This window comes from Devosia nitrariae (assembly GCF_030160115.1).
Lineage (GTDB): Bacteria > Pseudomonadota > Alphaproteobacteria > Rhizobiales > Devosiaceae > Devosia > Devosia nitrariae.
Genome location: NZ_BSNS01000024.1, coordinates 108593 through 131151, shown reverse-complemented (window position 1 = coordinate 131151; position 22559 = coordinate 108593). Strand labels below are relative to the sequence as shown.

The following is a 22559-nucleotide window of genomic DNA, read 5'->3' as shown; positions in this document are numbered from 1 at the left end:
CCTTAGTCAGCGATGCGGGTCACGACCCGCGTGGTTACCGGAAGCTTCATGGCGCCGAGGCGCAGAGCTTCCATGGCGACGTCCTCGGGGACGCCGTCGATCTCGAACATGATCCGGCCAGGCTTGACGCGGGCCGCCCAATACTCGACGGACCCCTTGCCCTTACCCATACGGACTTCGGTCGGCTTCTGGGAAACCGGCAGATCAGGGAAAATCCGGATCCACACACGGCCCTGGCGCTTCATCTCGCGGGTGATCGCGCGGCGGGCCGCTTCGATCTGACGCGCGGTCACGCGCTCGGGCTCGGTGGCTTTAAGGCCATATTGCCCGAAATTCAAGTCCGTACCGCCCTTGGCCACGCCATGGATGCGGCCCTTGTGGGCCTTGCGGAATTTTGTGCGTTTCGGTTGCAGCATGATACTAACCTTCCTTAAGCGCGTTCGCGCTCGGGCTGCGGACGGCGCTGGCCAGCACCCTCGCCGCCTTCGGTGGCGCGGCGCTCATGGGCCATCGGATCGTGCTCGAGCACTTCGCCCTTGAAGATCCACACCTTGATGCCGATGATGCCGTAGGTCGTCTCGGCTTCGGCCATGCCGTAGTCGATGTCGGCGCGCAGCGTGTGCAGCGGCACCCGGCCTTCGCGGTACCATTCGGTGCGGGCGATATCGGCACCGCCAAGGCGCCCGCCCACATTGACGCGGATGCCGCCGGCGCCCATGCGGACCGCCGTCTGCACCGCGCGCTTCATGGCGCGGCGGAACGCCACGCGGCGCTCGAGCTGCTGGGCGATGCCCTGCGCAACGAGGGTCGCATCGGTCTCGGGCTTGCGCACCTCGACGATGTTGATGTGCACCTCGCTGTCGGTGAACTTCTTCACCTTGGCGCGGATCTTGTCGATGTCGGCGCCCTTCTTGCCGATCACGATGCCCGGGCGGGCAGTGTGGATCGACACGCGGCACTTACGGTGCGGACGCTCGATGACGATCTTGGAGACCGCCGCCTGCTTCAGGTCCTGGAGCAGGGTCTCGCGGATCTTGAGATCTTCCTGCAGGAGCGAACCGTATTCGCCCTTGTTGGCGTACCAACGCGAATCCCAAGTGCGATTGATGCCGAGGCGGAAGCCTATCGGATTGATTTTCTGGCCCATTATGCGGCCTCCTCAACTTCGCGGACGACGATCGTCAGGTGTGCGAACGGCTTCAGGATACGCGAAGACCGGCCACGGCCGCGCGCGTGGAAGCGCTTCATCACCAGCGAGTTGCCCACGTAGGCTTCCTTGATGACCAGCGCATCAGGATCGAGCCCATGATTGTTCTCGGCATTCGCAATGGCGCTTTCCAGCACCTTCTTGACCTGGCCCGAGATACGCTTGTGCGAGAATTCGAGTTCGGCGAGCGCCTTCTCGACCTTCTTGCCGCGGATGAGCTGCGCGACGAGGTTGAGCTTCTGCGGACTGATGCGGATCATGCGCAGAACAGCCCTGGCCTCGTTGTCGGGGAGCGCGCGCGGTGTCTTCGGCTTGCCCATCTTTTACTTCCTTCTGGCCTTCTTGTCGGCCGCGTGGCCGTAATAGGTCCGGGTCGGTGCGAACTCGCCGAACTTGTGGCCGATCATCTCCTCGGTCACGAGGACCGGGATGTGCTTCTGGCCATTGTGCACGCCGAACGTGACGCCCACGAACTGCGGCAGGATGGTCGAGCGACGGCTCCAGATCTTGACGACTTCATTGCGGCCGCTCTCGCGCGACTTCTCTGCCTTCTTCAGCAGGTAGCCATCGACGAACGGGCCTTTCCAAATCGAACGGGTCATGGCTTAGCGGCCCTTCTTGACGTGACGCGAGCGGACGATGAACTTGTCCGTCGACTTGTTGGAGCGGGTCTTCTTGCCCTTGGTCGGCTTGCCCCACGGGGTGACCGGATGACGGCCGCCCGAGGTGCGGCCTTCACCGCCGCCATGCGGGTGGTCGACCGGGTTCATGGTGACGCCCCGGTTGACCGGGCGCCAACCGAGCCAGCGGTTGCGGCCCGCCTTGCCGACAGTGGTGTTCGAGTGGTCCGGGTTCGAGACCGCGCCGACCGTTGCAAGGCACGAGCCATGCACGCGGCGCTGCTCGCCCGAGTTGAGGCGCAGGACCGCCCAGCCCTGGTCGCGGCCGACATACTGCGCATAGGCGCCGGCCGAGCGAGCGATCTGGCCACCCTTCTTGGGCTTGAGCTCGATGTTATGCACGATCGTGCCGACCGGCATGCGTTCGAGCGGCATGGCGTTGCCCGGCTTCACGTCGATCGCCTTCATCGACGAGATCACCTTGTCCCCGGCGGAAAGCCGCTGCGGAGCCAGGATATAAGCCTGCTCACCATCCTTGTAGGAGACGAGCGCAATGAAGGCGGTGCGGTTGGGGTCGTATTCCAGCCGCTCGACCGTTCCTTCGACGTCAAACTTGGCGCGCTTGAAGTCGACGAGGCGGTAGGTCCGCTTGTGGCCGCCGCCGCGGTGGTAGGCGGTGATGCGGCCATAGTTGTTGCGGCCACCCGACTTGGTCAGGCCTTCGGTCAGAGCCTTGACCGGCTTGCCCTTCCAGAGTTCCGAGCGGTCGACCGTAATGAGGTGGCGTACGCCCTCGGAGGTCGGATTATAGTGCTTGAGAGCCATTGTTCTCTTCTCCCCTCTTACAAGCCGGTCGAAATGTCGATCGACTGGCCGTCGACGAGGGTCACCACGGCCTTTTTGACGTCGTTGCGCGTGCCGAGCCGGCCGCGGAAGCGCTTGACCTTGCCCTTGCGCACAAAGGTGTTGACCGCCTTGACCTTGACCGAGAAGAGCTGCTCGATGGCAGCCTTGATCTCGGGCTTGGAGGCGTCGACCGCGACGTCAAAGACGACTTGGTTGTGCTCCGAGGCCATCGTCGACTTTTCAGTCACGACCGGATTGCGGATGATGTCATAGGCAGCGAGCTTGTTCATGCCGACACCTCGTCAGTCTTGTTGAAGCGCGCCACGATTGCCTCGAGCGCGGCTTTGGTCAGCACCAGCTTCTCGCGGCGCAGGATATCGACCACATTGAGGCCCTGCACCGGCAGGACATCGATGTGCGGAATGTTGCGTGCGGCAAGCGCGAAGTTCTTGTCGACTTCCGCCCCGTCGATGATGAGCGCGTTGGTCAGCGACAACTTGCCGAAAGTCGTGCGCAACGCAGCGGTCTTGGCATCCTTCTGGACGAGGCTGTCGACGACGACGATCTCGCCGCCCTTGGCCTTGGCCGAGAGCGCGTGCTTCAGGGCGAGCGCGCGGACCTTCTTGGGAAGATCGATGGCGTGGCTGCGCGGTTCGGGACCGAACGCGCGGCCGCCGCCGCGGAACTGCGGCGCCTTGCGGTCGCCGTGACGGGCGCCGCCCGAGCCCTTCTGCTTGACGAACTTCTTGCCCGTGCCCGCACCTTCGGACCGATGCTTGACCTTGTGCGTGCCCGCCATTGCCTTGAGCTGCTGGTAGCGGACCATGCGGTGCAGGATGTCCGGACGGACCTCGAGACCGAATACGTCCTCGGCAAGCTCAACCTTGCCGGCCGATTTGCCGTCGAGGGTTGTGACCTGGAGTTCCATTTACTTACCTTCCCCCGCAGCTTCAGCGGCGGTCTTGAACGAGCCCGGCAGCGCCGCGCCCTCAGGCGCCGGCTTCTTGACCGCGTCCTTGATCTGGATCCAGCCGCCCTTGGCGCCCGGAACCGACCCTTGGACCATGATCAGGCCGCGCTCGACATCGGTCCGGACGACCTTGACGTTCTGCGTGGTGATGCGGCGGGCGCCCATGTGCCCCGGCATCTTCTTGTTCTTGAAGGTCTTGCCCGGGTCCTGGCGGCCACCGGTCGAACCGATCGAGCGGTGTGAGACCGACACGCCGTGCGAAGCCCGCAGGCCCCCGAAATTCCAGCGCCGCATGCCGCCCTGGAAGCCCTTGCCGATCGAGGTGCCGGTCACGTCCACGAGCTGGCCCTCGGAGAAGTGGTCGGCCTTCAGCGTGGCGCCCACTTCGATGAGGTTGTCCGGATCGACGCGGAATTCCGCGATATGGCTCTTGGGCTCGACCTTGGCGACGGCGAACTGTCCGCGATCGGCCTTGGTCTTGTTCTTGGCCTTGGCCTGTCCGGCGCCAAGCTGCAGCGCCACATAGCCATCCTTTTCGGACGTGCGCTGGCCCACCACCTGGCAGTTCTGCAGACCGAGCACCGTCACGGGGACGTGCGAGCCGTCGTCCATGAAGATGCGGGTCATGCCCAGCTTCTGTGCGATCAATCCAGAACGCATCGGTTGCTACCTTCTCTCTTTGGCGCCGTTCCGGGTCATTTTCTTAAGAGGACCCATTAACTGGAAGGCGCGGAAACTCCAGACTTCAGAGCTTGATTTCGACGTCGACGCCGGCGGCGAGATCGAGCTTCATCAGCGCATCGACCGTCTGAGGCGTGGGATCCACAATGTCGAGGAGACGCTTGTGGGTCCGGATCTCGAACTGCTCGCGCGACTTCTTGTCGATGTGCGGCGAGCGGTTGACGGTGAACTTTTCAATTCGCGTCGGCAGCGGGATCGGGCCGCGAACCTGCGCGCCCGTGCGCTTGGCCGTATTGACGATCTCGCGCGTCGACGTATCGAGCACGCGATGGTCAAAGGCCTTGAGCCGGATGCGAATATTTTGACCGTTCATCTTGTTAATCCTGACAACAATGGAACGCGGCGCGCGAGGCAATGTCGCGCGCCGCGAATGTCATGCAACCCTTACTTCAGGATCTTCGCGACCACACCGGCGCCGACAGTGCGGCCACCTTCACGGATAGCGAAGCGCAGCTTCTCTTCCATGGCGATCGGAACGATCAGCTGAACGTTCATGTTAATGTTGTCGCCCGGCATCACCATCTCGGTACCTTCCGGCAGCGTGACCACACCGGTCACGTCCGTGGTGCGGAAATAGAACTGCGGACGATAGTTGCCGAAGAACGGAGTGTGACGGCCGCCCTCTTCCTTGGTCAGGATGTAGGCCTCGGCCACGAAGTCGGTGTGCGGAGTGACCGAACCGGGCTTGCACAGCACCTGGCCGCGCTCGACCTGGGTGCGGTCGATACCACGGATCAGCGCGCCGATGTTGTCGCCAGCCTGGCCCTGGTCGAGCAGCTTGCGGAACATTTCAACGCCGGTCACGGTCGTCTTCTGGGTCGGCTTGATACCGACGATCTCGACTTCCTCACCAACCTTGACGATGCCGCGCTCGACACGGCCGGTAACCACCGTGCCGCGACCCGAGATCGAGAACACGTCTTCGATCGGCATCAGGAACGGCTGGTCGACCGGACGCTCCGGCTGCGGGATGTACTCGTCGACGTGGCGCATCAGCTCGAGCACGGCATCATGGCCGAGCTTCGGATCGCCGTTCTCGAGGGCAACGAGGGCCGAACCCTTGACGATCGGAATGTCGTCGCCCGGGAACTCGTAGGACGAGAGGAGTTCACGCACTTCGAGCTCGACGAGCTCGAGCAGCTCCGGATCGTCGACCATGTCGCACTTGTTGAGGAACACGACCAGCGCCGGCACGCCAACCTGACGGGCGAGCAGGATGTGCTCACGGGTCTGCGGCATCGGGCCGTCGGCAGCCGACACCACCAGGATGGCGCCGTCCATCTGGGCGGCACCGGTGATCATGTTCTTCACGTAGTCGGCGTGACCGGGGCAGTCGACGTGAGCGTAGTGGCGGTTCTCGGTCTCGTATTCGACGTGAGCCGTGTTGATCGTGATGCCGCGCGCCTTCTCTTCGGGAGCCGCGTCGATCTGATCATAGGCCTTGAAGGTCGCCCCGCCGGTTTCGGCCAGGACCTTGGTGATCGCTGCCGTCAGCGAGGTCTTGCCGTGGTCCACGTGACCAATGGTGCCGATGTTGCAGTGCGGCTTGTTGCGGGAGAATTTTTCCTTCGCCATCGCTTTTCTCCGTATGTCGTCAGCGCAGAGGCCGACATTCAGTTGGTTTCTGTTGTTAGGCTTGCGCTGTTTAGGCGTACTTGGCCTGGACTTCGTCGGCGACTGCCTGCGGAACCTGCTCGTAGTGATCGAACTGCATCGTGTATTGCGCACGACCCTGGCTCATGGAGCGCAGCGAGTTCACGTATCCGAACATGTTGGCAAGCGGCACAAAGGCATTCACGACCTGGACCACGCCACGGCTTTCTGTGCCCTGGATCTGGCCACGACGGGAATTGAGGTCGCCGATGACATCGCCCATGTAGTCTTCTGGCGTCGTGACTTCAACCTTCATGATCGGCTCGAGGATCTTCGGGCCGGCCTCGCGCAGTGCTTCGCGGAAACCCGCACGCCCGGCGATTTCGAAGGCGAGGACCGACGAGTCGACGTCATGGTAGGCGCCGTCCACCAGGGTGACCTTGACGTCGACCACCGGGAAGCCGATCAGCGGACCAGCGCCCATAACCGACTCGACACCCTTGCTCACACCCGGGATGTACTCCTTCGGGATCGCACCGCCGACGATCTGGTTGACGAACTCGAGGCCCTTGGCAGGCTCGCCGGGTTCGACAATCATCTTGATGCGCGCGAACTGGCCCGAACCACCGGACTGCTTCTTGTGCGTGTAGTCCTTCTCGGTGCGGCGCGTGATGGTCTCGCGATAGGCCACCTGCGGCTGACCGATATTGGCCTCGACCTTGAACTCGCGCTTCATGCGGTCGACGATGATGTCGAGGTGCAGTTCGCCCATGCCCGAGATGATCGTCTGGCCGGATTCTTCATCCGTCTTGACGCGGAAGCTCGGGTCCTCGGCGGCGAGGCGGTTGAGCGCCAGGCTCATCTTTTCCTGGTCGGCCTTGGACTTGGGCTCGACCGAGATGTCGATGACCGGATCCGGGAAGATCATGCGCTCGAGGATCACCGGCGCGCTGGCAACGCAAAGCGTATCACCCGTGGTGGTGTCCTTGAGGCCGACGATGGCGACGATGTCGCCGGCGAAGGCTTCGTTGATCTGCTCGCGGCTGTTGGCGTGCATCTGGAACATGCGGCCGACGCGCTCGCGCTTGCCCTTGACCGTGTTCTCCAGTGTCGAGCCGGCCTCGAGGCGTCCCGAATAGATGCGGCAGAAGGTCAGCGAGCCCATGTGCGGGTCGTTGGCAATCTTGAAGGCCAGCATCGACAGCGGCTCGGTATCGTCGGCGTGACGCTCGATCGGTTCTTCGGTCTTGGCGTCGATGCCGGCGATCGAGGGGATGTCGATCGGGGACGGCAGGAAGTCGATGACTGCATCGAGCAGCGGCTGCACGCCCTTGTTCTTGAAGGCCGAGCCGCAGAACACCGGGAAGAACTGCACGTCGACCGTGCCCTTGCGGATGAGCCGGCGAATGGTGTCGTTATCCGGCATCTCGCCTTCGAGATAGGCCTCCATGGCCGCGTCGTCGACTTCGACGGCGGCCTCGATCATCTGCTCGCGGTACTTCTCGGCCCGCTCCCTGAGATCGGCCGGAATCTCGACGATGTCCCACTGGGCGCCGAGTTCTTCATTGCGCCAGATCAGCGCGTTCATCTCGATGAGATCGACGATGCCCTTGAACTCGTTCTCAGCGCCGATCGGCAGCTGCATGACGACGGCTTTCGCGCCGAGGCGCGAGCCGATCATCTCGACGCAGCGATAGAAGTCAGCGCCGATCTTGTCCATCTTGTTGACGAAGATCATGCGCGGCACGTGGTACTTGTCGGCCTGGCGCCAGACGGTCTCGGTCTGCGGCTCGACACCGGCATTGGCATCGAGCAGCGCGATCGCGCCGTCGAGCACGCGCAGGCTCCGCTCGACCTCGATAGTGAAGTCGACGTGTCCGGGCGTGTCGATGATGTTGAAGCGATGCATCACACCGTCGCGACCCTTCCAGAAGGTCGTCGTCGCGGCCGAAGTGATGGTGATGCCGCGCTCCTGCTCCTGCTCCATCCAGTCCATGGTCGCGGCGCCGTCATGGACTTCGCCGATCTTGTGGGACTTTCCGGTGTAGTAGAGGACGCGCTCGGTCGTCGTCGTCTTGCCGGCATCGATGTGGGCCATGATGCCGAAGTTGCGATAACGGTTGATCGGGTATTCGCGGGCCATTTGGGCTCCTCCTACCAGCGGTAGTGCGAGAACGCACGGTTGGCATCAGCCATCCGGTGCGTGTCCTCGCGCTTCTTGACCGCCTGACCGCGCCCGTTCATGGCGTCCATGAGCTCGCCCGAAAGGCGTTCCCGCATGGTGTTCTCGCCGCGCTTGCGAGCGCTCTCGATCAGCCAGCGGATGGCAAGCGCCTGCTGGCGGTCGGTGCGCACTTCGACGGGGACCTGATAGGTCGCACCGCCAACGCGCCGCGAACGCACTTCAACGGCCGGGCGGATGTTATCGAGCGCCGTGTGGAAAACGGTGATCGGATCCTGCTTGGTCTTGGACTCAACGATGTCGAATGCGCCGTAGACGATGGATTCGGCGGCCGACTTCTTGCCGTCCTTCATAAGCGAGTTCATGAACTTGGTGAGGACCAGATCCCCGAACTTGGGATCGGGCAGGACATCACGCTTTTCTGCGCGGTGACGACGGGACATGACTCAGGTTCTCCTTACTTCGGACGCTTGGCGCCGTACTTGGAACGGCGCTGCTTGCGGTCCTTCACGCTCTGCGTGTCGAGCACGCCGCGCAGCACGTGGTAACGGACGCCGGGAAGATCGCGCACGCGTCCGCCACGGATCAGCACCACCGAGTGCTCCTGCAGATTATGCCCCTCGCCGGGAATGTAGGAGATCACCTCGCGCTGGTTGGTCAGGCGAACCTTGGCCACCTTGCGTAGAGCCGAGTTCGGCTTCTTGGGCGTGGTGGTATAGACGCGAGAACAAACGCCGCGCTTTTGCGGGTTCGCCTCCATCGCCGGGACCTTGTTCCGCTTCGGCTTCGAAGCACGAGGCTTGCGGATCAACTGATTAATGGTCGGCATTCAAGCTCTTTCCATCGTCCAAATTCGTTTCGATCGTGACAAGCAAACCAAAATGGCGCTCGGCCCGTGACCCCAAGGGAAACGGCGGCGCCCCAATTGCAGCGGACCATCGCCCGTTTGGCGACAGTCATGCGCACAAGGATTTGCTTCGTCTATCTACCCGACAGTGTGTTTGAGTGTCCCGGATGCCCGCGCTAGACGGCAGGCACCCAAAGCGACAATCACGACCGACCGCTAAGGTAGGCGCTGTTTAATGCCGGGGACTCGCCCCGTCAAGGATTCTTTCGCAAAAAAGGCTGCAGAGCGTTCATGCGTTTCCCGCGGTCCTCAAGGCGATCGCCATCGGCAGGACGCCCGACGGTCTTCCGGTCGGCAAATCTGCATATCGGCCGGCCCGCAAACGTGTAGAATCCGTTCCGGAGCCTCGGTCGTATCATAGGGAGTTTGGGGAGTTGGGGAGAATGCTGATATCCTGGAAACGAATGACACTGGTGCCGGCGAGCCTCGTTCTGCTGGCGGCCCCTGCCCTGGCCCAGGATCTGGTGACGGCCAACGACACTGAGGCGATCCTTGATATCGCACGCATCTACGGCAAGGCCTCGCTCTCCGAGCAGGACAACGGCAATCCGCAGATCACCGGCCGCATGGAGGGATTCCTCTACCAGATCTACTTCCTCAATTGTGACGAGGACGGTGGCAATTGCGAAGACCTCAATTTCTATCTGGGCTTTCTCGACGTGAAGCCGACCCTCGAGGTCATCAACGACTGGAATTACAACAAGCGCTTCAGCCGTGCCTATCTCGATGCCGACAAGGACGCCTGCGTCGAAATGGAACTCGACCTCGCCGTGCCGGTCTCGGTCGAATACATGGAATCGACGTTCGAACTCTGGAGCCTCATCGTCATCCAGTTCGCCGAGCACATCGGCTACCAGTGAGGAACGCCAGCTCCTCGCACCTTCGCCATCGCCAGGGATGCGCGGACAAGCTCAGCTGACGACCATCATGGCGAAGCCGTCCCAGCCCTTGGCCCCGACCGTTTGAAGGGCCGTCGCCGAAAGCCTGGGGTGGTCAGCGATGAAATCGAAAGCCGCGCGGGTACCGATGATGCTCGCGTCCGCGCTGTCGGGTTCGATGACCTCTCCGCCCCGCACCACGTTGTCGAGGATGATCAAGGTACCCGGCCGGCTGAGCTTGACCGCCCAGTCCAGATATGTGCGGTTGTTCGGCTTGTCGGCATCGATGAAGATGAGGTCGAACGGTTCCCCTTCCTCAGCGGCGAGTTTCGGCAGGCTTGCGGCCGCCGGACCGACGACTATGCGCACTTTGTCCGCAACGCCGGCCCGCGCGATATTGGCGGCGGCGACTTCGGCATGATGCGGTTCATATTCGAGCGTGACGAGCTGTCCGTCGGCCGGCAATGCCCGCGCCATGGAGATGGTGGAATAGCCGCCAAGCGTGCCGATTTCGAGAAGCCTGCGCGCCTGGGCGATCCGCACGAGCAGTTCGAGGAATTTGCCTTGCAGGGGCGACACGTCGATCGCCGGTAGTCCCGCGGCTGCGTTGGCCTCGAGAGCCGCGGCAAGCGCTTCGTCCCTCCCGAGCAGACGTTCGGCCACATAATCGTCCACCGCCCGCCAGCGTTCGCCTGTCATTCCCGCCTCCATTCCCATCGGTCGACATCACGTCCGCATGCCCCTCCGAGAGGCTGCGGCAGAAAAGAAAAGGGCCCCGCGGGGCCCTTTTCGATCGTTGTCGACTGCCTATTCGGCTGCCGGAGCGGCAATGGCGGCGGTCGATGCCTGCCGGCGACGCTCCTCGAGAATGAGATCGTCGCGCTTGGTGGCGATTTGCTTGGCCTGGGTGATGCCCGCGCCGGTGCCCGCAGGAATGAGGCGGCCGACGATGACGTTCTCCTTGAGGCCTTCCAGAAGGTCCGCCTTGCCGGAAACTGCAGCCTCGGTCAGCACGCGCGTCGTCTCCTGGAAGGAGGCGGCCGACACGAACGAGCGGGTCTGCAGCGACGCCTTGGTGATGCCCAGCAGCACCGGATTGGCCGTCGCCGGCTTCTTGCCTTCTGCCACCAGCTGGTCGTTGAGCTCGTCGAAGTCCAGCCGGTCGATCTGCTCGTCCTTGAGGAGCCCGGAGTCGCCCGGCTCGACGATCTCGACCTTCTGCAGCATCTGGCGAACGATCACCTCGATGTGCTTGTCGTTGATCAGCACGCCCTGCAGGCGATAGACCTCCTGGATCTCGTTGACGAGGTAGCGCGCCAGCTCCTCGACGCCCTTGATGGCAAGGATGTCGTGCGGGGCCGGGTTGCCATCCATGATGTACTCGCCCTTCTCGATGGCGTCGCCTTCCTGCAGATGGAAAGGCTTGCCCTTCGGGATCAGGTACTCGACCGGATCGACACCGTCTTCCAGAGGCTCGACGATCACGCGACGCTTGTTCTTGTAGTCGCGCCCGAAGCGGATGGTACCGCTGATCTCGGCGATGATCGCGTGGTCCTTGGGACGGCGCGCCTCGAACAGCTCCGCCACGCGCGGCAGGCCGCCCGTGATGTCCTTGGTCTTGGCGCTCTCGAGCGGGATACGTGCCAGCACGTCGCCCGGCGCAACCTTCTCGCCCGGCTCCACCGTGATGACGGCATCGACCGAGAGGAGATAGCGGGCATCGCCGCCGCGATCGAGCTTGACCACGTTGCCGCTGCGCGCAATCGAGAGTGCGGGCCGCAGGCCTTCGCCGCGCTGGCTGGTGCGCCAGTCGATGACGACACGCTTGGTAAAGCCCGTCGCCTCGTCGGTGGTCTCTGCCACCGATGCACCGTCGACCAGATCCTCGAACACCGCCTCGCCCTCGACTTCCGCGAGGATCGGACGGGTATAGGGATCCCATTCGGCCAGACGCTGGCCGCGCCGCACCTCGTCACCTTCCTTGACCAGGAGCTTGGAGCCGTAGGTCACGCGGTGCGAGGTGCGCTCCTTGCCCTCGGCATCGACGATGACGAGTTGCACGTTGCGCGCCATCACCACCAGCTTGCCGTCGGCAATCTTGGCGAAGTTGGGGTTGCGGAAGGCGACCTTGCCCTCAGCCCCGGCCTCGAGGAAGGAGGAGTCGACCACCTGAGCCGTACCACCGATGTGGAACGTGCGCATGGTGAGCTGCGTGCCCGGCTCGCCGATCGACTGAGCCGCGATGACGCCGACCGCTTCGCCGATATTGACTGGCGTGCCGCGCGCAAGGTCACGGCCGTAGCAGGCCGCACAGCAGCCCTGGCGCATCTCGCAGGTCAGCGGAGAACGGATACGCACCGTCTGGATGCGCGCCGCCTCGATGACGTCCACGTGGCTTTCTTCGAGCAACGTCCCCTTGGCCGCGACCACCTCGCCCGTCAGTGGGTGGAGAATGTCGTCGGCGGAGGTGCGGCCGAGGATACGTTGGCCCAGCGAGGCCACCACCTGACCGGCATCGACGATGGCTTCCATCGTCAGGCCGCGGTCGGTCCCGCAGTCTTCTGCAACGATGATCGCATCCTGCGCCACGTCGACCAGACGGCGGGTCAGGTAACCCGAGTTCGCCGTCTTCAAGGCGGTATCGGCCAGTCCCTTGCGGGCGCCGTGGGTCGAGTTGAAGTACTCGAGCACGGTCAGGCCTTCCTTGAAGTTGGCCGTGATCGGGGTTTCGATGATCGAACCATCCGGACGCGCCATCAGGCCGCGCATACCGGCGAGTTGCTTCATCTGCGCCGGCGAACCGCGCGCACCCGAGTGGCTCATCATGTAGACCGAATTGATGGGTCTCTGCCGCTTCGACTCCTCGTCGAACTGGATCGTGGCGATGCCCTTCATCATCTCCTCGGCCACCTTGTCACCGCACTTGGCCCAGGCGTCGACCACCTTGTTGTACTTCTCGCCCTGGGTGATCAGGCCGTCATTGTACTGCTGCTCGAACTCCTCGACCTGCTTGCGGGCCGCTTCCACGATCCCGTACTTGGTCGGCGGGATGACCATGTCGTCCTTCCCGAACGAGATGCCGGCCTTGCACGCCTGGCCGAAGCCCAGCTGCATGACGCGGTCGCAGAAGATGACCGTCTCCTTCTGGCCGCAGCCGCGATAGACCGTATCGATCATCTTGGAGATCATCTTCTTGGTCATCAGCTGGTTGGCCACCGAGAACGGCACAGCCGGATGCTTGGGCAGGATCTGCCCGATCATCATGCGGCCCGGGGTCGTTTCGACGATCTGCGTCGTCGAGTTGGCCTCGGCATCGTATGCCTTGACACGTGCTTTGATCTTGGTGTGGAGCGTGACGATCTTGTTGTCGAGCGCGTGCTCGAGCTCGGCCATGGACCCGAAAGTCATGCCCTCGCCCGGCTCGTTCTCGTTCATCAGCGAGAGGTAGTAGAGCCCCAGAACGATGTCCTGGCTCGGCACGATGATCGGCTGACCATTGGCCGGGTGCAGGATGTTGTTGGTCGACATCATCAGGACGCGCGCTTCGAGCTGGGCTTCCAGCGAAAGCGGCACGTGCACGGCCATCTGGTCTCCGTCGAAGTCGGCGTTGAACGCCGAGCAGACGAGCGGGTGCAGCTGAATCGCCTTGCCCTCGATGAGGATCGGCTCGAACGCCTGTATGCCGAGGCGGTGGAGCGTCGGCGCACGATTGAGGAGCACCGGATGCTCGCGGATCACCTCATCGAGGATGTCCCAGACCTCCGGCTTTTCCTTCTCGACCAGCTTCTTGGCCTGCTTGACGGTCGATGAGAACCCCTTGGCCTCGAGCCGCGAGTAGATGAACGGCTTGAAGAGCTCGAGCGCCATCTTCTTGGGCAGGCCGCACTGATGCAGTCGCAGGTTCGGTCCGACGGTGATGACCGAACGGCCCGAATAGTCGACGCGCTTGCCAAGCAGGTTCTGGCGGAACCGGCCCTGCTTGCCCTTGAGCATGTCCGAGAGCGACTTCAGCGGACGCTTGTTGGCACCCGTGATCGTGCGCCCACGCCGGCCGTTGTCGAAGAGCGCATCGACAGCTTCCTGCAGCATGCGCTTCTCGTTGCGGATGATGATGTCGGGCGCCCGCAGCTCGATGAGGCGCTTCAACCGGTTGTTGCGGTTGATCACACGGCGGTAGAGGTCGTTGAGGTCGGACGTCGCGAACCGGCCGCCGTCGAGCGGGACGAGCGGACGCAGTTCCGGTGGAATGACCGGAATGACCGTCATGATCATCCACTCGGGCTTGTTGCCCGACACGATGAACTGCTCGACGATCTTCAAGCGCTTGGCGAGCTTTTTGGGCTTAAGTTCGGTTGTCGACTCGGCAATTTCGACCCGCAGGTCCGCTGCGATCTTTTCGAGGTCGAGCGCCATCAGCATGTCGCGGATGGCCTCGGCGCCGATCTTGGCGGTGAAGCTGTCGGCGCCGTACTCGTCCTGGGCGTCGATGTACTGCTCTTCGGTCAGGAGCTCGTACTGCGTGAACGGGGTCAGGCCCGGATCGAGAATGAGGTAGTTCTCGAAGTAGAGAACCCGCTCGATGTCCTTCAGGGTCATGTCGAGCAGCAAGGCGATGCGGCTCGGCAGCGACTTCAGGAACCAGATGTGCGCGACGGGCGCGGCGAGCTCGATATGGCCCATGCGCTCACGGCGCACACGCGAAAGCGTGACCTCGACACCGCACTTCTCGCAGATGACGCCCTTGAACTTCATCCGCTTGTACTTGCCGCAAAGGCACTCGTAGTCCTTTACCGGCCCGAAGATGCGCGCGCAGAACAGGCCGTCACGCTCGGGCTTGAACGTGCGGTAGTTGATGGTCTCGGGCTTCTTGATCTCGCCATAGGACCAGGAAAGGATCTTCTCCGGGCTGGCGATATTGATCTTCATCTGATCGAAGGTCTGCGCCGGAACCGCCGGATTGAAGGGGTCCATGACGTGGGAATGATGATTCATCAGTTCTCTCCTCGTTCCGCCCGGCCGGGCTTTGTCTCGCCCGGCCGTCGGAAGCGTTGATGGGTAGGGCTCGGCAGGCTTATTCCGCCGCGTCCTGAGGAGGTGCCAGCTCTTCGGTCTGGTCGGGCTCGTTGTCGTTGCTGCGCATGTCGAGCTCGACATTGAGGCCCAGGGAACGGATTTCCTTGACCAGAACGTTGAAGCTTTCGGGGATCCCCGCTTCAAAGGTATCGTCGCCGCGCACGATGGCCTCGTAGACCTTGGTGCGCCCGGCCACGTCGTCCGACTTGATGGTCAGCATCTCCTGGAGCGTGTAGGCGGCGCCATAGGCTTCGAGCGCCCACACCTCCATCTCGCCGAACCGCTGTCCGCCGAACTGGGCCTTGCCGCCCAGCGGTTGCTGGGTGACGAGCGAGTAAGGACCGATCGAACGGGCATGGATCTTGTCGTCGACGAGGTGGTGGAGCTTGAGCATATAGATGTAGCCCACGGTCACCTGCCGGTCGAACTGCTCGCCCGTGCGCCCGTCGAAGACCGTTGACTGACCCGAGCCCTTGAGCCCTGCCCGCTCCAGCATCTCGACGATGTCGGCTTCCTTGGCTCCGTCGAACACCGGCGTGGCGATCGAGAGACCCTTGGAAAGGTGTTCGCCGAGCCGCACCACGCCGTCGTCGTCGAGGTCGGTGATCGCCCCATCGCCGGCAAACAGATCGCCGATCTCTTTCTTCAGCGGGGTCAGATCGCCCTTGGCCTGATAGGCCCTGAGCATCTGGTCGATCTTACGGCCGACACCCGCGCAGGCCCACCCGAGATGCGTCTCGAGGATCTGCCCGACATTCATGCGGCTGGGCACGCCCAGCGGGTTCAGTACGATGTCGACTGGCGTGCCGTCTTCGAGGTACGGCATGTCCTCGACCGGCACGATACGGGAAACCACGCCCTTGTTGCCGTGGCGGCCGGCCATCTTGTCGCCGGGCTGGAGCTTGCGCTTGGTCGCAACGAAGACCTTGACCATCTTCATCACGCCCGGCGGCAGCTCGTCACCGCGCTGCAGCTTGTCGACCTTGTCGATGAAGCGCTGTTCCAGCAGACGCCGGCTCTCCTCGTACTGCGCGTGCAGGGCCTCCATCTCGGCCATCACCTTGTCGTCCTCGACGGCGAACTGCCACCACTTGGAACGCGGCTGCGCATCGAAGATCGAGTCGTTGAGCTTGGTGCCGGTGACGTAACCCTTGGGGCCCGAGGTCGCGACCTTGCCGAAGAGCATCTCCTTGAGACGTGCGTAGACGTTGCGGTCGAGGATCGACTGCTCGTCGTCACGGTCCTTGGCCAGGCGCTCGATTTCCTCGCGCTCGATGGCCATGGCACGCTCGTCCTTGTCGATGCCGTGGCGGTTGAAGACACGCACCTCGACAACCGTGCCCGCGTCGCCCGGGGGCACACGCAGCGACGTATCGCGAACGTCCGAGGCCTTCTCGCCGAAGATGGCGCGCAGGAGCTTTTCCTCCGGCGTCATCGGCGATTCGCCCTTGGGCGTGATCTTGCCGACCAGGATGTCGCCCGCCTGCACCTCGGCACCGATATGGACAATGCCCGCCTCGTCGAGGTTCTTCAGTGCCTCTTCCGAAACGTTCGGGATGTCGCGGGTGATTTCTTCGGGACCAAGCTTGGTGTCGCGCGCCATCACCTCGTATTCCTCGATGTGGATCGAGGTGAAGACGTCGTTCATGCTGATCCGCTCGGACAACAGGATGGAGTCTTCAAAGTTGTAGCCGTTCCACGGCATGAACGCGACGAGCACGTTCCGGCCGAGAGCAAGGTCGCCGAGCTCGGTCGAGGGACCGTCAGCGATGATGTCGCCGGCCTCCACATGGTCGCCCACCACCACCAGCGGACGCTGATTGATGCAGGTTGACTGATTGGAGCGCTGGAACTTCATCAGATTGTAGATGTCCACGCCCGACTTCGACGCATCCGTCTCTTCGGTCGCCCGGATAACGATACGGGTTGCGTCCACCTGATCGACGATGCCCTTGCGCTTGGCCCCGATCGCCGCACCTGAGTCACGGGCCACGACCGGCTCCATGCCGGTGCCCACGAACGGCGCCTCGGCTCTGAGCAGCGGCACAGCCTGACGCTGCATGTTCGAGCCCATCAGCGCGCGGTTGGCGTCGTCGTTCTCGAGGAACGGGATGAGCGCGGCGGCCACTGAGACGATCTGCTTGGGCGACACGTCCATCAGGTCGACGGTCTCCTTGGGCGTCAGACCGTTGTCGCCGGCGTGGCGCGCCACGATCAGATCGTCGACAAGCTCGTTCTTCGCACTGACCGCGGTATTGGCCTGCGCCACGTAGTGCTTGGCCTCTTCCATGGCCGAGAGGTAGACGACCTCTTCAGTCACCTTGCCATCGACGATCTTGCGATACGGGGTCTCGATGAACCCGTACTTGTTGACCCGCGCAAAGGTCGAGAGCGAGTTGATGAGACCGATATTGGGCCCTTCCGGAGTCTCGATTGGGCAGATGCGGCCATAGTGGGTCGGGTGCACGTCGCGCACCTCGAAACCGGCGCGCTCGCGGGTGAGGCCACCCGGTCCGAGCGCCGACAGACGCCGCTTGTGGGTGATTTCCGACAGCGGGTTTGTTTGGTCCATGAACTGGGAGAGCTGCGAGGAGCCGAAGAACTCGCGCACGGCGGCTGCCGCCGGCTTGGCGTTGATCAGGTCCTGCGGCATGACGGTGTCGATTTCAACCGACGACATGCGCTCCTTGATCGCCCGCTCCATGCGCAGCAGGCCCAGCCGATAGGAGTTCTCCATCAGCTCGCCCACCGAGCGCACCCGGCGGTTGCCCAGGTTATCGATGTCATCGATCTCGCCACGCCCGTCGCGCAGGTTGACGAGCGTACGCACCACCTCGACGATGTCTTCCTTGCGCAGGATGCGCATGGTGTCGGGAGCGTCGAGCTCGAGGCGCATGTTCATCTTGACCCGGCCGACGGCCGAAAGGTCGTAACGCTCGGAATCGAAGAACAGCGACTGGAACATGGCCTCGGCCGTTTCCAGCGTCGGCGGCTCACCCGGACGCATCACCCGATAGATGTCGAAGAGCGCGTCCTCGCGGCTTTCGTTCTTGTCGACCGCAAGCGTGTTGCGGATGTAGGCGCCGATGGTGATGTGGTCGATGTCGAGGATCGGCAGATCGGTGAAGCCGAGGTCGACAAGCTTGGTGAGAAGCTTCTCATCGAGCTCCTCGCCCGCTTCCACGTAGATTTCGCCGGTCTTGAGGTTGACGAGATCCTCGGCCACGTACATGCCGTGAAGATCTTCATCGACCGCCAGCAGGTGGGTCAGGCCGTTCTCGGCGAGCTTCTTGGCCTGACGGGCCGAGAGCTTCTTGCCGCCTTCGTGCACGACGTCGCCGGTCTTGGCGTCAATGAGGTCGTGGGTCGGCTTGGCGCCCTTCCACTTCTCGGCGTCGTACGGAACGCGCCAGCCCTTGTCGGTCTTTTCGTAGGCGAGCTTGCTGTAATAGGTGTCGAGGATCTCCTCGGCGTCCATGCCGAGAGCCTTCAGCAGCGAGGTCACCGGAATCTTGCGGCGCCGGTCGATGCGCGCATAGACGATATCCTTGGCGTCGAACTCGATGTCGAGCCACGAACCGCGATAGGGAATGATGCGACCAGCGAACAGGAGCTTGCCCGAGGAATGGGTCTTGCCCTTGTCGTGGTCGAAGAACACGCCGGGCGAACGGTGCATCTGCGAAACGATGACGCGCTCGGTGCCATTGACGATGAAGGTGCCGTTCGAGGTCATGAACGGCATGTCGCCCATATAGACGTCCTGCTCCTTGATGTCCTTGACCGAGCGCGCACCGGTCTCCTCGTCCACTTCGAAGACGATGAGGCGTAGCGTGACCTTCAGCGGCGCGGCGAACGTCATGTCACGCTGCCGGCACTCGTCGACGTCGTATTTGGGCTGCTCGAACTCGTACTTCACAAATTCGAGAGAGGCGGTGTTGGAAAAGTCGGTGATCGGGAAAACCGACTTGAAGACGGACTGAAGCCCCTCGTCCGGACGCCCGCCCTTGGGCTCATCGACGAGAAGGAACTGATCATAGGAGGCCTTTTGGACCTCGATCAGGTTGGGCATCTCCGTGACTTCGCGGATGGAGCCGAAAGATTTGCGTACCTTGCGGCGGCCGTTGAACGTGGTAGCCATAAAAGCTCCTTGATCCTTGCGATTTGTCTCGGAGGCAAATGTCCAAAGACCCGACAATCAGCCGGCGGGTATCGGGACATGTGCCCTTGCATTTTGCCTGTTTCAGGCGACTGAAACGCGCAATACCGAACGGGCGGCAACCGCCTCGTTTCGGTTCAGCGCGTTGGAAAACTCTATTCCGCAACCTCTTGCCGGATGTTCCGGCATTAGCCCCAGATTGTCCATATGGGGTAAAATGAGGCGGCACGATGGCGCCGCCCCAAAAAACTTCGTCGCGACGAACTACTTGAGTTCGACCTTGGCGCCGGCGCCTTCCAGCTTCTTCTGGATGTCCTCGGCTTCGGCCTTGGACACGGCTTCCTTGACGGCCTTGGGCGCGCCTTCAACGAGCGCCTTGGCTTCGCCGAGGCCGAGGCCGGTGATGGCGCGGACTTCCTTGATGACGTTGATCTTGTTCTCGCCGAAGGAGGCGAGGATCACGTCGAACTCGGTCTTTTCCTCGACGGCAGCGGCGGGAGCCGCGGCACCGCCGGCGGCGGCAACGGCGACCGGAGCGGCGGCTGAGACGCCCCACTTCTCTTCGAGCATCTTGGAGAGCTCAGAGGCTTCGAGGACGGTAAGGGCAGACAGTTCGTCTACGAGTTTGGCGAGATCAGCCATTTGGGGTCTTCCTATCTAGGTGAGTTTCGGTTCGATTCAATAGTGGATGGGAGCCTTGCTTAGGCTGCGCCCTTTTCGGCATAGGCCGACAGCACGCGGGCGATCTGGCCGCCCGGAGCCTGGACGACCGTGGCGATGCGCTGAGCCGGCTGCTTGAGCATGCCGGCGAGCGTTGCCCGCAGTTCGTCGAGTGAGGGCATCGTGGCGAGCGCCTTGACGCCATTGGCGTCGAGCGCGGTCGAACCCATGGCGCCGCCGAGAACCACGTATTTCTGGTTCTTTTCGGCGAACTTGGCGGCGATCTTTGGCGCCACCACCGGGTCTTCCGCATAGGCGATTACCGTCGGGCCGGTAAAAAGGCCCGAGATGTCCGCAGTGTCGGTATCCTTCAGAGCGAGCTTGGCAAGGCGGTTCTTGGCGACTTTGAGCTGTCCGCCGGCCTGCTTGACCTGCACGCGCAGGTCCGTGAGGTCGGCAACGGAGAGCCCGGTGTTGTGCGCAACGACGATCGATCCGGCACGGCCGAGGGCCGCCTGGAGCGATGCGACGACTTCACGCTTTTCCGCTCTTTCCAATGCTAGTCTCCACATTCGGCCCGGCATGCCTGCCGGACCATTGCCAATTGTCGCCCCCGCGAGGGGAGGCAACGGTTCCGAACATCGCGAGATGTCCACTTCATGCCTGTAAACCGTTGGCCCCAGAGGGCGTTTGGCCTGGTTCGAACCGAAACCCTTGACCTTGCGGCCGGAAATTCGGTCTTCACCCCATCTATGCAGGCTCCTTGCGGATTTAAGCGCCACCAGAGCGTGACGAACCGGCAGTCTCGGACAGGACTTCATCGGCCGGCGGGCCGGCCGATGTCACGGACGGCCGAAGCCGCCCGAAACTCAGTAACTAGAGGGCCGAAGCCGGCTCCACGTGGACGCCCGGCCCCATGGTGGAGCTGACGGACACGCGCTTGACATAGGTGCCCTTGGCGCCCGCGGGCTTCGACTTCTGCACCGCATCGGTGAAGGCCTTGATGTTCTCGAGGAGCTGGGCTTCCGAGAACGAAACCTTGCCGACGCCGGCATGGAGGATGCCCGCCTTCTCGACGCGGTATTCCACTGCGCCACCCTTGGCGGCCTTGACCGCGCCCGCGACATCCGGCGTCACCGTGCCGACCTTGGGGTTCGGCATCAGGTTACGGGGGCCGAGGATCTTACCCAGGCGCCCAACCAGCGGCATCATGTCCGGCGTTGCAATGCAACGGTCGAAATTGATGTTGCCGGCCTGAATCTGCTCGGCAAGGTCGTCGGCGCCTACGATATCGGCACCAGCGGCCTTGGCCTCCTCGGCCTTGGCATCCTTGGCGAACACGGCAACGCGCACGGTCTTGCCCGTGCCGTTCGGCAGGTTGACGACGCCGCGAACCATCTGGTCGGCATGACGCGGGTCGACGCCCAGGTTCATGGCGATCTCGAGGGTCTCGTCGAACTTGGCCGAAGCCCGTTCCTTGACCATCTTGATGGCGTCTTCGAGCTTGTAGAGCTTCTTGCGGTCAATGCCTTCGCGGGCAGCCGCGATTTTCTTTGCGATCTTTGCCATCGGCTTAGCCCTCGACCTGAATGCCCATGGAACGGGCGGAACCGGCGATCATCGACATCGCGGCCTCGACGTTATCGGCGTTGAGGTCCTTCATCTTCTTTTCGGCGATGTCGCGAAGCTGAGCTTCACTGATCGTGCCGGCGCTCTCCTTGCCCGGAACCTTGGAGCCGGACTTGAGGTTCAGCGCCTTCTTGATGAAGTAGGTCACCGGTGGCTGCTTCATCTCGAAGGTGAAGCTCTTGTCCGCATAGGCGGTGATCACGGTCGGGATGGGCGAGCCCTTCTCCAACTCCTGCGTGGCCGCGTTGAAGGCCTTGCAGAATTCCATGATGTTGAGGCCGCGCTGACCGAGCGCGGGACCGATCGGCGGCGACGGGGTCGCAGAGCCGGCCGGCACCTGGAGCTTGATGTAGCCCACGATTTTCTTTGCCATAGTCGTCCTTCCAATGCCCGTTGCCGGGCGCTGCGTCCGCCGTCACGCGGACAATTGTGACGCTGTGGTGCGAGGGACTTGCGGCGGCATGGCGTCCGCCACCCTCTTCCACAGATTTCCGTCCGACCGGAGCCGGACGGTTCGGCGCTTATGCAGCGCCTCGGGTCAGACCTTCTCGACCTGCCCGTATTCGAGCTCGACCGGAGTCGGACGCCCGAAAATCGAAACTTCCACCTTGAGGCGCGAACGCTCCTCGTCGACTTCCTCGACGATGCCGTTGAAGCTGGCAAACGGCCCGTCCGAGACGCGCACGCTCTCGCCCACCTCGAACGAGATCGAGGGCTTAGGATGCTCGACGCCTTCCTGCACCTGCTGCAGGATCGCCATCGCCTCGGCCTCCGAGATCGGCATCGGCCTGTTGTCCGCGCCCAGGAACCCGGTGACTTTCGGGGTGTTCTTGATGAGATGGAACGCCTGATCGGTCATATCCATCTTCACCAGCACATAACCCGGGAAGAACTTGCGTTCGGCGTCGACCTTGCGGCCGCGCCTGACCTCGACGACCTTCTCGGTCGGCACGATCACGTCTTCGAAAAGATGCTCAAGCTTGTTCTGCGCAACCTTCTCGCGGATCGCGTCGGCAACCTTGCGCTCGAAATTCGAATACGCCTGAACGATATACCAGCGTTTGGCCATGACCGGCTAGCCGCTCCTAATAATCCAA

22 protein-coding genes are annotated in these 22559 nt (G+C 62.8%); 1 reads left to right on the top strand and 21 read right to left on the bottom strand.

The window, feature by feature from the left end; genetic code table 11:
• Positions 1-2: 2 nt before the first annotated feature.
• The 13 genes from rplP to rpsL form a co-directional block, all read right to left on the bottom strand.
• On the bottom strand, positions 3-416 hold the full coding sequence (rplP, locus tag QQK18_RS23490) for a 50S ribosomal protein L16 (RefSeq protein ID WP_284342833.1): 414 nt from the start codon (positions 414-416) through the stop codon (positions 3-5).
• A gap of 14 nt (positions 417-430) precedes the next feature.
• Positions 431-1147, bottom strand: coding sequence for a 30S ribosomal protein S3 (rpsC, locus tag QQK18_RS23485; protein ID WP_284342832.1), 717 nt, complete (start codon positions 1145-1147; stop codon positions 431-433).
• Entirely contained in the window at positions 1147-1527 is a 381-nt protein-coding gene (rplV, locus tag QQK18_RS23480) for a 50S ribosomal protein L22 (RefSeq protein ID WP_284342831.1), read from the bottom strand. The genes rpsC and rplV overlap by 1 nt, the downstream gene beginning before the upstream one ends.
• Before the next feature lie 3 nt (positions 1528-1530).
• A complete protein-coding gene (gene rpsS, locus QQK18_RS23475; RefSeq protein ID WP_284342830.1) occupies positions 1531-1809 on the bottom strand; it encodes a 30S ribosomal protein S19 in 279 nt (92 codons plus the stop codon).
• Positions 1810-1812: 3 nt separating this feature from the next.
• Entirely contained in the window at positions 1813-2652 is an 840-nt protein-coding gene (gene rplB, locus QQK18_RS23470) for a 50S ribosomal protein L2 (protein WP_284342829.1), read from the bottom strand.
• Between the two features lie 17 nt (positions 2653-2669).
• Positions 2670-2963: a 50S ribosomal protein L23 gene (locus QQK18_RS23465; protein WP_284342828.1), complete on the bottom strand. Its 294-nt coding sequence runs from the start codon at positions 2961-2963 to the stop codon at positions 2670-2672.
• Positions 2960-3601 carry a 50S ribosomal protein L4 gene (gene rplD / locus QQK18_RS23460; protein WP_284342827.1) on the bottom strand — a complete coding sequence of 214 codons (642 nt, stop codon included), beginning with the start codon at positions 3599-3601 and terminating at the stop codon, positions 2960-2962. The genes QQK18_RS23465 and rplD overlap by 4 nt, the downstream gene beginning before the upstream one ends.
• On the bottom strand, positions 3602-4303 hold the full coding sequence (rplC, locus tag QQK18_RS23455; RefSeq protein ID WP_284342826.1) for a 50S ribosomal protein L3: 702 nt from the start codon (positions 4301-4303) through the stop codon (positions 3602-3604).
• 85 nt (positions 4304-4388) lie between these two features.
• Positions 4389-4697, bottom strand: coding sequence for a 30S ribosomal protein S10 (rpsJ, locus tag QQK18_RS23450; protein WP_035038345.1), 309 nt, complete (start codon positions 4695-4697; stop codon positions 4389-4391).
• 71 nt (positions 4698-4768) lie between these two features.
• Positions 4769-5959: an elongation factor Tu gene (gene tuf, locus QQK18_RS23445; protein WP_284342825.1), complete on the bottom strand. Its 1191-nt coding sequence runs from the start codon at positions 5957-5959 to the stop codon at positions 4769-4771.
• Between the two features lie 70 nt (positions 5960-6029).
• Positions 6030-8120, bottom strand: coding sequence for an elongation factor G (gene fusA / locus QQK18_RS23440; protein ID WP_284342824.1), 2091 nt, complete (start codon positions 8118-8120; stop codon positions 6030-6032).
• Positions 8121-8131: 11 nt separating this feature from the next.
• A complete protein-coding gene (gene rpsG, locus QQK18_RS23435; RefSeq protein ID WP_284342823.1) occupies positions 8132-8602 on the bottom strand; it encodes a 30S ribosomal protein S7 in 471 nt (156 codons plus the stop codon).
• Positions 8603-8616: 14 nt separating this feature from the next.
• Complete coding sequence (gene rpsL, locus QQK18_RS23430; protein ID WP_035080811.1) at positions 8617-8988, bottom strand: 30S ribosomal protein S12; 372 nt, start codon at positions 8986-8988, stop codon at positions 8617-8619.
• A gap of 461 nt (positions 8989-9449) precedes the next feature.
• On the opposite strand from rpsL, the gene QQK18_RS23425 reads away from it, so the two are divergent.
• Positions 9450-9926 (top strand): YbjN domain-containing protein, encoded by a 477-nt coding sequence (locus QQK18_RS23425; protein ID WP_284342821.1) that lies wholly within the window; start codon positions 9450-9452, stop codon positions 9924-9926.
• A 51-nt stretch (positions 9927-9977) separates the two neighbouring features.
• Here the strand turns inward: QQK18_RS23425 and QQK18_RS23420 are convergent, their stop codons facing one another.
• The 8 genes from QQK18_RS23420 to nusG form a co-directional block, all read right to left on the bottom strand.
• A complete protein-coding gene (locus QQK18_RS23420; RefSeq protein WP_284342820.1) occupies positions 9978-10643 on the bottom strand; it encodes an O-methyltransferase in 666 nt (221 codons plus the stop codon).
• A 108-nt stretch (positions 10644-10751) separates the two neighbouring features.
• The gene (gene rpoC, locus QQK18_RS23415) at positions 10752-14936 is read right to left on the bottom strand and encodes a DNA-directed RNA polymerase subunit beta' (RefSeq protein WP_284342819.1); all 4185 of its coding nucleotides are present in this window, start codon (positions 14934-14936) and stop codon (positions 10752-10754) included.
• Positions 14937-15015: 79 nt separating this feature from the next.
• A complete protein-coding gene (rpoB, locus tag QQK18_RS23410; RefSeq protein ID WP_284342818.1) occupies positions 15016-19155 on the bottom strand; it encodes a DNA-directed RNA polymerase subunit beta in 4140 nt (1379 codons plus the stop codon).
• Between the two features lie 282 nt (positions 19156-19437).
• Positions 19438-19815, bottom strand: a complete 378-nt coding sequence (rplL, locus tag QQK18_RS23405) for a 50S ribosomal protein L7/L12 (RefSeq protein ID WP_284342817.1) — start codon at positions 19813-19815, stop codon at positions 19438-19440.
• A gap of 59 nt (positions 19816-19874) precedes the next feature.
• Positions 19875-20390, bottom strand: coding sequence for a 50S ribosomal protein L10 (gene rplJ / locus QQK18_RS23400; RefSeq protein WP_284342816.1), 516 nt, complete (start codon positions 20388-20390; stop codon positions 19875-19877).
• A gap of 319 nt (positions 20391-20709) precedes the next feature.
• Positions 20710-21402 carry a 50S ribosomal protein L1 gene (gene rplA / locus QQK18_RS23395; protein WP_284342815.1) on the bottom strand — a complete coding sequence of 231 codons (693 nt, stop codon included), beginning with the start codon at positions 21400-21402 and terminating at the stop codon, positions 20710-20712.
• Between the two features lie 4 nt (positions 21403-21406).
• The gene (gene rplK, locus QQK18_RS23390; RefSeq protein WP_284342814.1) at positions 21407-21835 is read right to left on the bottom strand and encodes a 50S ribosomal protein L11; all 429 of its coding nucleotides are present in this window, start codon (positions 21833-21835) and stop codon (positions 21407-21409) included.
• Between the two features lie 165 nt (positions 21836-22000).
• Positions 22001-22531: a transcription termination/antitermination protein NusG gene (gene nusG, locus QQK18_RS23385; protein WP_284342813.1), complete on the bottom strand. Its 531-nt coding sequence runs from the start codon at positions 22529-22531 to the stop codon at positions 22001-22003.
• Positions 22532-22559 lie beyond the last annotated feature (28 nt).

Coding starts and splice junctions, on each gene's coding strand:
- rplP (WP_284342833.1), bottom strand. CDS start 416: ATGCTGCAACCGAAACGCACAAAATTCCGCAAGGCCCACAAGGGCCGC.
- rpsC (WP_284342832.1), bottom strand. CDS start 1,147: ATGGGCCAGAAAATCAATCCGATAGGCTTCCGCCTCGGCATCAATCGC.
- rplV (WP_284342831.1), bottom strand. CDS start 1,527: ATGGGCAAGCCGAAGACACCGCGCGCGCTCCCCGACAACGAGGCCAGG.
- rpsS (WP_284342830.1), bottom strand. CDS start 1,809: ATGACCCGTTCGATTTGGAAAGGCCCGTTCGTCGATGGCTACCTGCTG.
- rplB (WP_284342829.1), bottom strand. CDS start 2,652: ATGGCTCTCAAGCACTATAATCCGACCTCCGAGGGCGTACGCCACCTC.
- QQK18_RS23465 (WP_284342828.1), bottom strand. CDS start 2,963: ATGAACAAGCTCGCTGCCTATGACATCATCCGCAATCCGGTCGTGACT.
- rplD (WP_284342827.1), bottom strand. CDS start 3,601: ATGGAACTCCAGGTCACAACCCTCGACGGCAAATCGGCCGGCAAGGTT.
- rplC (WP_284342826.1), bottom strand. CDS start 4,303: ATGCGTTCTGGATTGATCGCACAGAAGCTGGGCATGACCCGCATCTTC.
- rpsJ (WP_035038345.1), bottom strand. CDS start 4,697: ATGAACGGTCAAAATATTCGCATCCGGCTCAAGGCCTTTGACCATCGC.
- tuf (WP_284342825.1), bottom strand. CDS start 5,959: ATGGCGAAGGAAAAATTCTCCCGCAACAAGCCGCACTGCAACATCGGC.
- fusA (WP_284342824.1), bottom strand. CDS start 8,120: ATGGCCCGCGAATACCCGATCAACCGTTATCGCAACTTCGGCATCATG.
- rpsG (WP_284342823.1), bottom strand. CDS start 8,602: ATGTCCCGTCGTCACCGCGCAGAAAAGCGTGATGTCCTGCCCGATCCC.
- rpsL (WP_035080811.1), bottom strand. CDS start 8,988: ATGCCGACCATTAATCAGTTGATCCGCAAGCCTCGTGCTTCGAAGCCG.
- QQK18_RS23425 (WP_284342821.1), top strand. CDS start 9,450: ATGCTGATATCCTGGAAACGAATGACACTGGTGCCGGCGAGCCTCGTT.
- QQK18_RS23420 (WP_284342820.1), bottom strand. CDS start 10,643: ATGACAGGCGAACGCTGGCGGGCGGTGGACGATTATGTGGCCGAACGT.
- rpoC (WP_284342819.1), bottom strand. CDS start 14,936: ATGAATCATCATTCCCACGTCATGGACCCCTTCAATCCGGCGGTTCCG.
- rpoB (WP_284342818.1), bottom strand. CDS start 19,155: ATGGCTACCACGTTCAACGGCCGCCGCAAGGTACGCAAATCTTTCGGC.
- rplL (WP_284342817.1), bottom strand. CDS start 19,815: ATGGCTGATCTCGCCAAACTCGTAGACGAACTGTCTGCCCTTACCGTC.
- rplA (WP_284342815.1), bottom strand. CDS start 21,402: ATGGCAAAGATCGCAAAGAAAATCGCGGCTGCCCGCGAAGGCATTGAC.
- rplK (WP_284342814.1), bottom strand. CDS start 21,835: ATGGCAAAGAAAATCGTGGGCTACATCAAGCTCCAGGTGCCGGCCGGC.
- nusG (WP_284342813.1), bottom strand. CDS start 22,531: ATGGCCAAACGCTGGTATATCGTTCAGGCGTATTCGAATTTCGAGCGC.